Source organism: Rhodococcus maanshanensis NBRC 100610, from assembly GCF_001894865.1.
GTDB classification, from domain to species: domain Bacteria; phylum Actinomycetota; class Actinomycetes; order Mycobacteriales; family Mycobacteriaceae; genus Rhodococcus_G; species Rhodococcus_G maanshanensis.
In genome coordinates, this window is sequence record NZ_BCXA01000030.1 from 1 (window position 1) to 12,606 (window position 12,606).

Sequence of the window (12,606 nt, forward strand, 5' to 3'; positions counted from 1 at the left end):
GGCGGCGCGGCCGGTCAGGCGACGTGCACGTGCACCCACGGTGCGGGGTTGACCTGGACCTCGAGCACCGAAGGGCCGGCCGCGGCCCGGATCGAGGAGGTGGGCGGCGCCCAGACGGCGCCGTTGAGCTGCATGAAGATCGCCCGATCCGGATCACCGCCGAGCAGATAACACAGGTCCGTGTCCGTCCGGAACTCGTCGGTCGTGTGCGGACCGATCCGCTGCGGAGGCGGCGGCTGCACAGGGCTCGGTGGCCCGCCGTCGAGCAGCAGTTCCTCGTTGGTCGTGTTGACGACCCTGACGGTCATGCATGTCATCGGAATCACCTCGGTTCATCCGTCCCACATGTCTATCGTTCGTGCTGACTCCATCGTGACACCGCGCACCGACATCGGCACCAGTAGTCCACTACCCGCCTGTTCGCACTGCGTTCAGTCCTCGGCGAGCAGCAGGGCGACGGCGCGTTCGGCGACGGCGGCGATGGTCTTCGACGGGTTCCGCCCGATCGCCCTCGGTATCACCGCGCCGTCCATGACGTAGAGCCCGTCCTGCCCGAACACCCGGCACGCGTGATCGACGACCCCGGCCGCGGGCGAGGCCGCCATGTTGCACCCGCCGAGCGGGTGCGGCGTCACCAGGGCGCGAAACCGCTTCCAGGTGAGCAACGGGTTGGGCTTGCCCCCGGTCGCCTCGGTCAGCAGCCCGTGCATCTCGGCCATCGCCCCGATCGCCGTCTCGGACCGGTGCGGATTCCAGTCCAGCTTCACCACCCGGCGCCACGGCCGGACCCGGCCGCGACCGAGGTAGAAGGAGCCGTCCGCCGCGTCGACCGACTGACCGAACCACGGCATCACCGAGTCGAAGGCGCCGGCCCGCGACAGGCGCAGCCACATGCGGCGGCGCAACGGTGAACCGACACCGTCGCGCAGCCGCTGCTCGAAACAGTTCCGCAACAGGTTCGGGATCCCGCCGTCCTCCACGAAGTACCGCCCACCGCGCGCACCGTCGAGGAAGTCGATGGCCGAGGTGATCGTCGGACCGGATGTCGGCGCTATCGATGTGCGGCGGTACCCGGAGGGGGTGAGGAAGTCCCCGTTCGAGCTCCAACCGCGGCCGAGGGCGCGCGGCAGGTCCGGCAGCGTCCGGTGCTCGTCGCGCGAGCGCAGGAGCAGTTCCGTGGAGCCGAGTGACCCGGCGGCGAGGATCACCCGGCGTGCCGTCACCGAGTCGGGCCTGCGGCGCCCGCCCTCCAGATGATCGAAATGCACGCGCCAGCCCCCGTCCGCCCGCGAGAGATACCGCGCAAGGGACAGCGGCGCGATGACGGCACCGGAGTTCTCCGCAGCCGCGAGGTAGTTCAGGTCGAGGGTGTTCTTCGCCCTCGTTGGACACCCGACGTCGCAGCTGCCGCAGTGCACGCAGGTGCCCTGCTCGCGGCCATGGGCGTTGCGCGCCACCACCGACCTCTCGTACTCGGGTGTCTCCGCGGGGGCGGGCGTGAACTGCGGGTCGAATCGGATCGCCAGGGGCACCTTCTGGAAGCGCTCGCCCTCCCCGATGGCGTCCGCGGCCCGCCGCATCAGTTCGAGCCGGGCGGTGTGCTGGCCCGCGGGGATCTCCATCGGGGTCAGCATGTCGGAGACGGCCCGGTAGTACGGCGCCATCTCCTGCGCCGTGATCGCGGACGGCCAGCCGGAGTCGAACGCCTCCGGCCGGGCATCGATGCACACGTTCGCGTAGATCAGCGATCCCCCGCCGACCCCCGCGCCCTGCGCGACGAGCATCTGATCCAGGAACCGCAGCTCCAGCCACCCGTTGCGCCGGTGTGGGGCACGGGGATCGAACAGCCACGCGTCGCCGGGTCTGCGCGGATAGTCCTCCGGTTCCCATCGCCTGCCCCGTTCGAGCACCAGCACGCTGCGCCCGGCCGCCGCGAGCCGGCAGGCCGCGACCGCGCCGCCGAACCCGCTGCCAACGATCACCACGTCGTACATCACGGCGAGCCGCCGGGCGCGGCGCCGTTGGGTATCAGGAACGGCCCCTCGATCAGGTGCGGGCGCAGCGGTTCGACGGGGTCGATGACCCGCTGACACCCCTCCGGCAGGTCCAGGCTCACCGACCGGGTCCGGCGGAACCGGCGTCGCGGCGCCGGGTCATCTCGGGACTCCACACCAGGCGCCGCCACCCACCCGGTCGACTGTGCGTGCAGGCCGACCGGATAGACACGCAGCCCCTGCGCGGAGATGTGCATCCGGAGGAAGGACTTGTAGCCCTCGATGCCCTGCGCCGAATAGACCTCCAGGTTGTGCATTCCCAGCAACTTGTGGCTCAGGAACAGGTACAGACCGAAAAGCGTGCCGCAGTACAGGTAGAGCGCGCCCAACGAGATCGGGACGCTGAGCCACCAGGCGAGGCCTGCCCTCAGCACCCACCGCACGAGCAGGAATCCACCCGTCAGCAGGAGCAGCGCGTGCGCCCCGCCGACGACCCCCGCGGCGGCGGGACGCATCCCGGGCGCGCACCCGCTGACCCCGAACACGGACAGCGCCGCGACGATGGCGAGGCACACCGCCGCCGGTCCGAACCCCTGCAGGGTCCCGAGCACACCGCCGAGGATCCCCTCGTTGCCGCCGCCTGCCCCCAGCAGCATCGCGGCGAACCCGGACAGCACGGTGAGCACGGCGGTGGTGAAGACGTTCGAGGCCGCGAAGCCCAGCACCCCGCGCCGCAGCCGGACGGACTGCCGCTCCGTCGGGAAGGCCGCCTGCCGTCGGGCGGAGCCGACGTAGGAGGGTCCGTCCGACATCGACACGTCCACCGGCGTGCCGATCGTGCCCTGGGCGAATGCACCACCCCCGCCGCACACGATGTAGTGGCGCTCCTGCTCCCCCACGGTGCCGTGGTGGCGCACGTAGTGATGGTGGTCGCCGCTGAGCACCAGCGGCACCTCGATGTCGCGATCGGGCCTGCGGGCCAGGTCCATGATGATGTCGAGCTTCGTGGCGGTCGCGGAATCCACTCGGCCGCCGGGTGTTCCGGCCGCGGCGTCGTCTATCCACGTCGGGTTCGGCACGCAGAGGATCACCCGGTCCCCCGGCTCCAGCTGCTGCGCGCGGGCCCGGAAGTAGTCGTACTGCGGCGGGTCCAGGTCGTCCTCCAGCGCGGTGTCCACGCCCCAGACCCACCACCGGTGCGGCAGCCGCAGCGCGTAGTAACTGCGCCGCTGCTGTGCCTCCCAGGCCCCGAACCAGGTTCTGCCGTCGGGTGATTGACAGAACTGGCGGATGAACGCGGTGAGGCCGTCGTACCAGTCGTGGTTTCCCGGAATGGCGAAGAGCCTGCGCCCCCTCGGCTGTGCGATCCGGGCGCTGCGCATCGGATCGACCAGCCGGTGCTGGTACTGCTGACTCGACCCCGCCGGGTACACCTGGTCGCCGCCCAGCAACAGCACCTCGCCGGCGGGCAGCACGGTCTGGCCGGGGCCAGGGGGCGGCAGCCCCTCGGTCCGGCAGTCATCGGGCACCCGCTGCGGCACTTGCGCGCCCGGTTCGGCGACGACCAGTCCGTCCCGGCCGAGCAGCCACATGACGGAGGCGGTGGCATCCCAGCCGTCGCCGGTGTCCGCCAGATAATCCAGCCAGATCTCTTCCGCGCCGGAACAATCCGCGCAGAATGCCGGTTCGGCCTCGAGCGCGGCCATGATCTCGCGGCGCCCACTCATCGAGCCGATCACCGATGCGGCGACGGCGCGCGCACCGAGGGCAACGAGTTGCCGGGCCTCGAACCAGCCGACCTTACGCTGCGGACTGATCGTCAGCCGCCCGGCGGCCATCCGATACGGCCCGGTCATGCCCGCCGCCGCAGCAGATAGGTGGAGATCAGTCCGCCTGCGAAGAACGCGGAGAACCGTCCCGCGGCCGCCCACCGGCGCCACATCGACACGCCACCGGTCACGGTGAGCGAGCCGAGCAGCGCCGTGAAGGCCGTCAGGCGCAGCCGCAGCATCCCCGCCGCCACCACCGGACCCTCTCGATCCCCCTCGTGCAGGGTCACCAGCAGGGTGGTGGTGGCGGGCCACAGCCGCCACGGACCCGCGACCCGAATCTCCTTGTGGCCTCGGAACCAGTGCCTGACCCCGTCGATGTCCACACCGAGTTCGTAGACCATGTGGGTCATCCGGGCCTGCTCCGTGGGAGTGAACAGGCCGAAGCGCCCCGAGTCGGACTCGAATCGGCCACCGAGCGACGGGATGTCGACCTCGCCGGACAGCCTCGCCTCGTGGCGCGGGTCGTCCAGGAACGCGCCGAGGTCCTCGATGTGGATCGTCCCGCGCACCACCGCACCGAACGCGCCCGGGTTGCGATACCCCGACCTCGGGTCGGTCTCGCCGGGCGTGAGCTGCCCGGTCATGGTCTCGCCGAAGCGGATCCCGGCGACGGGCCGACCGGACGGCCCGCTCACCGGTCCGCCCTGGCGTCGAAGGCGAGCCGGTAGAACCAGTACGCCACCGCGGCCCACTGGACGAACCACAGGACCACCGCGACGGAGCTGAGCGAGTCGGTCTTGTAGGCGATGGCCGTCGCGGCCAGCCCGGCGACCACTGCGACCCGCGGCGGCCAGCCGAGACCGCTGAGCCATTCGGTGCCCATCATCAGCAGCCCGGTCAGCAACGCGATCAGCGAGAGCGCGAGGAACCATCCGTCGGGCAGCGGCCGCGGACCGGTGGCCTCGTCGGAGAGTGCGGCGGTCAGTCCGGCACCCATGAGCAGCGAGGCGCAGAGCAACAGCAGCAGGTGGCTCCACAGCAGCGAACGCGGCATCGTCAGCCCCTGTTCAGTTCGTCGAGGATGAAGGGAAAGACGTCCCGCGCGGCGTGCCTGCCGAGGAACACGTCGAGATGCCCGTACCCGTGCATCTGCTGGAACACGTGGCGCCCCGGCGCGATCCGCTCGAAGTAGTCGAAGGTCTTCGCCATCCCCGAGGGCAGGAAGGTGTTGTTCTGGTCGCCGGTCATGAAGGCGAACCGGGCATCGGTCTGCGGCGCCTGCGCGAACAGATCGCTCGGCAGCACATCCGGGTAGTTGCCCATCGTCACCAGGTGGCCTGCGGCGGCGCATTCGGCCATCTGCGCGAAGAAGGTGACAGGGACGAAGCCGAACTCACCCTTGATCCACTCGTGGGTCGCCTCGTCCAGGTTCTCGTGCGACCACAGCGTCGGGAAGCTGCTGCCGTAGGTGAAGCTGCTGTGCTTGCACACCGCGTTGTTGCATTCGTGATGCGTCGCCCGTACCGCCCAGTCGAACACCTTGGGCCAGAACCCCGGCGCGTGCAGCCCCCACTGCGGATTGAAGTAGGGCATCACCTTGCCGAAGGTGGCGACGGCGAGGGGCAGCTTCAGGAACGACAGGGAGGTCAGCTGCGGGTGCAGTGCCACCGAATTGCTCACCACCGTCGTCACTTCCGGCAGCAGGCCGGAGACGATGGACATCATGAAGCTGGTCGAGCCCTGGCAGTGCACCACCGCTTTGAGGGTCTCCGCGCCGGTCCGTTCGAGCACCGTCCGCACGGCGGCGGGGTGGTCGTACACGGCAGCGTCGTCGAGGTGGTACTCGCTGGGGGCGAAGTCGATGCTGGCCCGCCAGTTGAGGATCCACACGTCGTAGCCGGCGCGGGCGAGGAACTCCGGCAGCGTGTCCTCCGTCGGCGGCGAGAAGATGTCGGCGCGGACGCTGGTGCCGCCGATCAACAGCACCGGACCTTCCCCTGGGGTGGTCGACCCCGGCAGCAGGTGCTTGAGGTTGAGCTCGCGGGGCTCCTCCTCCGTGGTGTGGAAGGGGACGGTCTCGAACCGGGCCTGTTGCGCGACGGACTGTCGGGGACCGGGCGGCGCGAAGGCGGCACCGTCGAGTCGCGCAGGATCGAGCCGTCTGCGCTTGGTTCGCCGCATTACGGCTCCGTTCATCGGAAGGGGCGGTTGTTGTCCCTTCCATTGTGTCGCCTACGTCCGATTACGGCGCGCGTAGTCGGCTACCTGCTTCCCACCCGAACCGCGTCCGCCAGCGCGGCCCGGTCCGCGACGTTCAGCTTGATGCAGGAACGGTAGATGTGCCCCTCGACCGTGCGGACGGAGACCACGAGGCGATCCGCGATCTCCTTGTTGGACAGGCCGAGCGCCACCATCGAGGCGACCTCCCGTTCCCGCTCGGTCAGCGGCAGCGGCTTCGCGACCACGGCGAGTGCGGGCGTGGTGGCCCCGCACAGGTCCGCGATCCGCTTGGCATTGGCCGTCGAGGCGAGTTCGGCGCGGCGGTTCCCTGCGCTCGCGTGCGCCGCCGCCGCCTGCGCCGCTGCGTCCGCCGCCGCGAGCAGGGCGCCCGCCTCCTCCACCTTCCCGGCGATGGTGTCCAGCGCCTCCCCGTCGCCGTCCGCCAGCGCCCTCGCGTGGGCGGCGGCGGCCTTGAGCAGGGGGCTGGGGACCCGGTCCGCGATCTCCGCCAGGCGCGGCGCGGTGGTCGCGTCCCCGAACCTGGTGGCCAGGTACAGGCACAGGCCCTCCTGCGCGAGCAGTTCCGACCCGGCCGCCGCGGCAGCGGCGGCCCTGGCATGGGCGATCGCCTGCCTGGTGTCGGACTCGCTGGCCGCGACCCACGCCCTGGTCACCTCCAGGTCCGAACGGAAGACCTCGGTGTTCGCGCCGAACAGCCGCTCGGCGCGCACCAACTCCTCGCGGGCCTCCCCTGCCCGGCCGAGCGCGGCGAGGGACTGACACAGGAACGCCGCGGACAGGAAGGCCCACGAATAGCCGGTTCCCTCGAGAACCGCTGCCGCCTGGCGGAATTCGGTCTCCGCGGCGGCCAGCGCGCCCTTCACGAACAGCACCCGGCCCAGCAGCACGCCACCGAGCGAGCGGCCCGGCTGTTGCATCTCGGCGAAGTCGACGTAGTGTCGCGCGAGCTCCTCCGCCGCGTCGAGCTCACCCGACATCGTCTGCGTGTACACCTGGCCGAGCCCGATGGTGAAGCGCAGCAACCCGGTCTCGGACTCCGCAGCCGCCGCCAACCCGCGCTCGGCGAACGACGGGACCTCGTCGAACCGGCCCAGATACGCGGTGGCCAGGGCCCCGCTCGCACCCGCCCATGCCTTCGCGAGCGGCAGCGCGACGGGCGAATCGATCACCTCGTAGATGCTCGCCGTCGCCGCCGCGGGTTGCGCGGCGTACACGGCGAACATCGCTTCCAGCGCGTCCAGCAGGTTCACCGCCGCCGGATTGGAGAGCCTGGCGCGCACCGTGGCCATCACCGAGGCGGCCTCGTCGGGCCTGCCGAGCATCCAGAACAGGTTCGCCGACCGGGGCAGGCACCACAGCAGCAGGTCGAACTCGCCGAGGGAGGTGGTGTCGATCGGGCCGAGCACGGCCTCGGCCTCCGTGCCGCGCCCCTGCCAGGCCAGCGAGTGGGCGAGCGGAAGGGCCGCCGCGAACCCGGCGCCCATCGCCATCGCCCCGCGTGCGAGCCGCTCCCCGAGGACCAGTTCGCCGAGGGTGAGCGCATCCCTGGCCGCGGAGATCAGCAGCTCGGCCTCCGGGGGCGAGTCGCTGTCGAGCGCGAGGGCGGCCAACCGGATCCGATCGCTCACGTGGGCGGGCGGATGGTCCGCGATCTGACGCGCCATCTCGCCGCGCAGCCGCCGCGCGGCGAGGATGCCGGTGCCCGCGCGCACCACCTCGCCGTACAGCGGGTGCGCCAACTTCACCGTCAGCCCGGAGTCGTCGCGACGGCGCACCCGGACCAGGCCCTCGTTCTCCGCCGCCTCGACCGTCTCGGGGGCGCTGAGCTTCGAGAGCACCTCGAGCGAGAGCGGCTCCTGAAACGCCAGCAGTTCCAGCACGTGCCGCAGCTCGGGGTCCAGGTGATCGATCCGCGACTCGATCAGCGTGCTCAGGTGCGGGCTGATCACGGTCTCGCCGCGGAGCTGCCAGACCCCGGCGACCTCACGCAGCGTGCCGCCTCCAGCGCGCCCTCCACGACGTGCCGCAGGAACAGCGGATTGCCCTCCGACATCACGAAGATCCGATTGGCGCTCGACTCCTCGACCGGCCCTCCGAGCACCGATTCGACCAGCGAGACCGCCTCCGCCCGCGTGAACGGGGGCAACTCCACCCGGGTGAGCAGGTTGTCCTTCCACAGGGCTGTGATCGCGTCCGGCACCGGTTCCCCGGTCCGGACGGTGACCACGAGCGGCGCGATCCGGTTGACGGCGAGCTGGTGCACGAATGTCGCAGAGAGCCGATCGAGCAGGTGCGCGTCGTCGACGCCGATCACGATGTCGGCGCCGTCGGCGACGAGATGCTCCCTGGCCGCGCGCAGCACCGAGGCCGCGTCCATCGGGCTCGACACGCCGACGAGGTGGGCGAATGCGCCGAGCGGCACGGCGCGTGCCGATTCCGTGCCCGCGGCCCAACGGCGTTCACCGGCGAAGGCTCCGACGGCCGCCCTGGCCAGTGTGGTCTTGCCGACCCCGGCCTCGCCGGTGAGCACGGCACCCCACGGACCCCGCCGATTGCGCAACGTGGACACCACGGTGCGGAGCTCGTCGTCCCGATTCACCGTGGGCCACGCGAAGACCATGGCCGGATTCTAAGCTCTGGCGCTGAAATGCCGTTACTCAGCGATGAGAGTGCCGTTACTCCGCAATGAGAACGAACCCGGGCCGATGCGAAGGACCGCCGTCGTCATCCGAGCCGTCGATCGCGGCGACGATCACCCCGACCCCGGTCCGCACCAGCGCCGAACGGCTTGCCGGTTCCGGTGAGTTCTCGGCAGTGAAGTTGTCGAGCGGGTGCGTTCCGCCCTCGAGGGTGGACATGTTGAACCAGGTCACCGTGAGCGTCTCGTCCCACGATTCCGGGCCTGAGCCCGAGGGGAGGTCCACCATGAACCGCAGGGTGTCGGCCCGCGCGACGAGCCGGTCGGTCCTGGCCCTGCCGATCCGCATCCCGCGCGGCTGTACCTGGAAGCGCCTGGAGTTCAGTCCGGACGGGGTGCACATCTGCCCGATCCCGAGGTCGAGCAGACGCCTGGCCGCCTCGAGGTCAGCGGCTCGTACCGCATCGCCCTCGCCGTGCATCTCGGCTGCCGCCGCGACGAGTCCTGACCTGCAGAACCGGATGGTCCGGGCAAGGGTGTCGGGATGGTCTCGGGTCGTCGGCATCGTGATCTGCATGGGGATCTCCGGTCGGTTGGTCGTCTGACCTCGACGCTATTGCCGCGGCGCGCCGATGGCACGAGTAGTGAGGTACTCGTTATGTCCGCGTGCCCGGTTTGGTCGACCGAATGTCACCTTCGTATCGTCTGGTTGTACGAATGTGACCTACGGTCGACCGCCCGACCCGAACCGGGAGCAGAACCTTGACCTGTCTCGTGCTCGCCTGCGGTGACGCGCCCGTCCCACCCCGGCTGGCGGAGCTCGCCACGGTCACCGCACCCGCCGTCCCCGCCAAGCCGGACTTCGACGAGCTGCTCCCCCGGCTCGACGAGCTGGGCGAACGGTCCACGTCCGCGCCCCGACTGATCGTCGTCGGCGAGGACGCCGCCCTGGCCGCGGCACTGACCCGACTGATGCGGAGCGAGCGCCTGTCCGTCGAGCTGGCCTACGTCACGGCGACGCGAACCGCCGCCACCCGGCTGTACCGGCTCCCGACCGGCTCCCCCGCCGCCGATCTGGCCGTGCTGGGGCGGGCCGCTCCGCTGCCGCTGGTCCGGGACGACTCGGGCACCGCGCTGGTCGGACTCGCCACCATCACCGGTCCCGAGGGCGGCGAGCTCGTCGGCGAGACCTACGCGGACTCGACGCGGTTGTTCTCCGGGACGGTCCGGTCGGTGCGGGTCGCGCCGACCCTGGAGGCCCCTGGCGTCCGCGCCACCGTCGGCCGCGGCTGGGGATTCCTCGGCCCGAGGTGGACCGGCGCGCGCGCCGTGCAGACGGGGTCGACGGCCGCCGTCGTCACCCGCGACGGCGTCACCACCCCGCGCTCGCTGAAGCGGTGCAGCTTCTATCGGCACCCGCAGGACTGGTTGCTCGTGCGCTGACGCTAGTCGCGGTACCGGGGCTCGGGTGGCGTGGGCGCAGGCCCCAACACCGACAGCCAGCGGTCGTACAGCCTCGCCCAGGTCCCGTCCGAGCGCATCCGATCGAGCGTCCCGTTGACGAAACGAACCAGTTCCTGGTCCGCGCTGTTGATCCCGATGCCGTACGGCTCCGGTTCCAAGCTGCCCCCGACGATCTCGAGGTACGGGTCCTGTTCCGCGAGACCGGCCAGCAGCGCGTCGTCGGTGGTGGCCGCGTCGACCTGTCGTTGCTGCAGTGCGACAAGGCAATCCGCCCAGGTTTCGGTGGCGAGGACGGTGGCGGCCGGCTGGAGCCGCTGCAGGTTGGCCAGCGAGGTGGTGTTCGGCACGGTGCACACCCGCTTGCCCGCGAGGTCCGCGACGCCGCCGATTCCCGACCCCTCGGTCACCAGGATCCGTTGCGCGGCCTGAAGGTAGACGGTCGAGAAGGCGATCCGCTCCGCCCGGTCACAGGTGATCGTCATGGCGTTGACGATCAGGTCCACCGAGCCGGCCCTGAGCGCGGGCTCGCGATCGACGGTGTCCCTGATCTGGAACTCGACCTTCGACGGGTCGCCGAAGAGGTCGCGGGCGATCTCCTTCGCGACGTCGACATCAAATCCGGCGATCTGCCCCGAATCTGGATCGCGGAAGCTGAACAGGTTCGTGGACTGGTCGGTCGCGACGATCAGCCTGCCGCGTTCGGCGATGCGGGCAAGCGGGCCGCCGGGCGGCATCGACCCCGGCGTCGTGGGCGGACCGGGCCGCAGGCTGGCGGTCGCGTCGCAACTCGTCGGCGCCGGCTCGCTCGAGGGCGCCCCGCCGACCGGTTCGAGGACCTGCGCGCCGCCCGGCAGCGGTGGGCCGAACGTCGGGGTCGCCGTCGGCGACCCGTCGGGGGAACCGTACGAACAGCCCGTCGCCGCCAGCAGCACGCCCGCCGCGAGCAGCAGGGCGACGAGGTGCGGCTGGTGCCCCGTTCCTCGTCCCGACATCACACCCCCAATTGGGCATTGGTTGACGCTCGTACCCGCCATCTTTCCGCTCGGGGGCCGCGAGCGGAAGGAATCCGGCCACACCTCGCCGACCGCGACGCGGACGCGGGCACGGGTGATACTGAGCGCATGACCTTTCCCGGCGCCCCCACTCGGAGGGTCGCGATACGCCCGAGCCCGGTCTTCTACGGCGTGCTCGCGCTGGCCGTGCTCGGCGGCGCGCTCTCCTGGAATGCCGCCCCGAACTCCACGCTCGCGCACTTCGGCGTCTTCCTGCTGGTCATCGCGGGTTGGGTGGTGACGGTGTGCCTGCACGAGTTCGGCCACGCCTACACCGCGTGGCGGCACGGGGACGACGAGGTGGAGGCCCGCGGGTACCTCACGCTGAACCCGCTCAAGTACAGCCACCCGCTGCTCTCGATCGGGCTGCCGGTGCTGTTCATCGCGCTCGGCGGCATCGGGCTGCCCGGCGGCGCCGTCTATCTGCGCACCGCGGGTCTGCCGGCCCGGGTGCAGCGGCAGATCTCGCTGGCCGGTCCGGCGGTCAACGCGGCCGCGGCGGTGCTGCTCCTGGTGGTCATCCGGCTGTTCGGCCTCGGCGGCGACCACAAGGTCTTCTGGTACGGCCTGAGCTTCCTGGCGTTCCTGCAGGTGATGGCGACGGTGCTGAACCTGCTCCCGGTGCCGGGGCTGGACGGGTACGGGGCGCTGGAGCCCTCGCTGTCCCCGCAGACCCGTCGCGCCCTCGACCAGTACAAGGGCCTCGGCATCCTGTTCCTGGTGGCGTTCCTGTTCGTGCCGTCGGTCAACCGGGTGTTCTTCGACGCCATCTACTGGCTGTTCGGCCTGTCCGGGGTGCCGGAGGTCTGGGCGCAGTACGGCAACTACCTGATGCGCTTCTGGCTGTAGGCGGCTCCGCCGCCCGTGCGCGCTTGGTGAGTGCAGGGACTCGTCGGGCACTCACGGGCGGCGTAGCCGCCTAGCGCGGTACTGCTCCCCAGGGCGGATCCGCAGCCCCTCGAGCGGCATCGCGCGCCCCGACTCGCCGCGCACCTCCACCCGCACCGGCTCGCCGGTGTCGTTCTCGACCAGATCAAGGGGCGCACCCTTGCCGTCCTGCAGGTATTTGTCGCCCCACTGCATCAGTGCCAGCACCGCCGGCAGCAGATCGCGCCCCATCTCGGTGAGCAGATACTCGTGCCTGGTGCGCTGCCCTGGCTCGCGGTAGGGGCTGCGCTCGAGCAGCCCGGCATCGGCGAGCTCGCGCAGCCGCGCCGACGCGACCGCCTCTGTGATCCCGACGCGGGCCGCGAAGTCGTCAAATCGCGTTGTGCCGTAGTAGGCCTCTCGCATGATGAGCATCGCCGACCGGGTGCCGATGACCTCCATCGCCTTGCCGATCGAGCAGCGCGTTGCCTGCCAGGCGTCCCGGTCGGCCAGTACGCCCTCCAGATGAATCGCTCCCATGACGTCATCGTACCCCTGGCTTGTGTAATCCATAGTCA

General features: G+C 70.8%; 13 protein-coding genes. 2 read left to right on the plus strand and 11 right to left on the minus strand.

All coding sequences use genetic code 11. The features are described 5' to 3' along the window. Positions 1–14: 14 nt before the first annotated feature. From RM1_RS15270 to RM1_RS15305, 9 genes are all read right to left on the minus strand, one after another. Complete coding sequence (locus RM1_RS15270) at positions 15–308, minus strand: hypothetical protein (protein ID WP_072752473.1); 294 nt, start codon at positions 306–308, stop codon at positions 15–17. Between the two features lie 123 nt (positions 309–431). Next, positions 432–1,994, minus strand: coding sequence for a GMC oxidoreductase (locus RM1_RS15275; RefSeq protein ID WP_072752475.1), 1,563 nt, complete (start codon positions 1,992–1,994; stop codon positions 432–434). Further along, positions 1,994–3,850, minus strand: a complete 1,857-nt coding sequence (locus RM1_RS15280; RefSeq protein WP_072752477.1) for a metallophosphoesterase family protein — start codon at positions 3,848–3,850, stop codon at positions 1,994–1,996. The genes RM1_RS15275 and RM1_RS15280 overlap by 1 nt, the downstream gene beginning before the upstream one ends. Beyond that, positions 3,847–4,461: a hypothetical protein gene (locus tag RM1_RS15285; protein WP_072752479.1), complete on the minus strand. Its 615-nt coding sequence runs from the start codon at positions 4,459–4,461 to the stop codon at positions 3,847–3,849. Before RM1_RS15285 ends, RM1_RS15280 begins: the two co-directional genes overlap by 4 nt. Next, positions 4,458–4,820, minus strand: a complete 363-nt coding sequence (locus tag RM1_RS15290) for a hypothetical protein (RefSeq protein WP_072752480.1) — start codon at positions 4,818–4,820, stop codon at positions 4,458–4,460. Before RM1_RS15290 ends, RM1_RS15285 begins: the two co-directional genes overlap by 4 nt. A gap of 2 nt (positions 4,821–4,822) precedes the next feature. Next, complete coding sequence (locus tag RM1_RS15295) at positions 4,823–5,947, minus strand: alpha/beta hydrolase family protein (protein WP_072752482.1); 1,125 nt, start codon at positions 5,945–5,947, stop codon at positions 4,823–4,825. An 80-nt stretch (positions 5,948–6,027) separates the two neighbouring features. Beyond that, complete coding sequence (locus RM1_RS15300) at positions 6,028–7,956, minus strand: LuxR C-terminal-related transcriptional regulator (RefSeq protein WP_083576741.1); 1,929 nt, start codon at positions 7,954–7,956, stop codon at positions 6,028–6,030. After that, on the minus strand, positions 7,953–8,627 hold the full coding sequence (locus RM1_RS25925) for an ATP-binding protein (RefSeq protein ID WP_083576742.1): 675 nt from the start codon (positions 8,625–8,627) through the stop codon (positions 7,953–7,955). Before RM1_RS25925 ends, RM1_RS15300 begins: the two co-directional genes overlap by 4 nt. 55 nt (positions 8,628–8,682) lie before the next feature. Beyond that, the gene (locus RM1_RS15305) at positions 8,683–9,222 is read right to left on the minus strand and encodes a hypothetical protein (protein WP_072752484.1); all 540 of its coding nucleotides are present in this window, start codon (positions 9,220–9,222) and stop codon (positions 8,683–8,685) included. Between the two features lie 185 nt (positions 9,223–9,407). Here RM1_RS15305 and RM1_RS15310 point away from each other — a divergent pair, with 185 nt between their 5' ends. After that, entirely contained in the window at positions 9,408–10,088 is a 681-nt protein-coding gene (locus RM1_RS15310; protein WP_245816367.1) for a hypothetical protein, read from the plus strand. Between the two features lie 2 nt (positions 10,089–10,090). On the opposite strand, the gene RM1_RS15315 is transcribed toward RM1_RS15310, so the two are convergent. Next, positions 10,091–11,101 carry a glutamate ABC transporter substrate-binding protein gene (locus RM1_RS15315; protein ID WP_072752488.1) on the minus strand — a complete coding sequence of 337 codons (1,011 nt, stop codon included), beginning with the start codon at positions 11,099–11,101 and terminating at the stop codon, positions 10,091–10,093. A gap of 129 nt (positions 11,102–11,230) precedes the next feature. On the opposite strand from RM1_RS15315, the gene RM1_RS15320 reads away from it, so the two are divergent. Beyond that, entirely contained in the window at positions 11,231–12,010 is a 780-nt protein-coding gene (locus RM1_RS15320; RefSeq protein ID WP_072752490.1) for a site-2 protease family protein, read from the plus strand. Between the two features lie 51 nt (positions 12,011–12,061). Here RM1_RS15320 and RM1_RS15325 read toward each other — a convergent pair whose 3' ends face one another. Then, the gene (locus RM1_RS15325; protein ID WP_072752491.1) at positions 12,062–12,568 is read right to left on the minus strand and encodes a winged helix-turn-helix transcriptional regulator; all 507 of its coding nucleotides are present in this window, start codon (positions 12,566–12,568) and stop codon (positions 12,062–12,064) included. Positions 12,569–12,606: the final 38 nt, after the last annotated feature.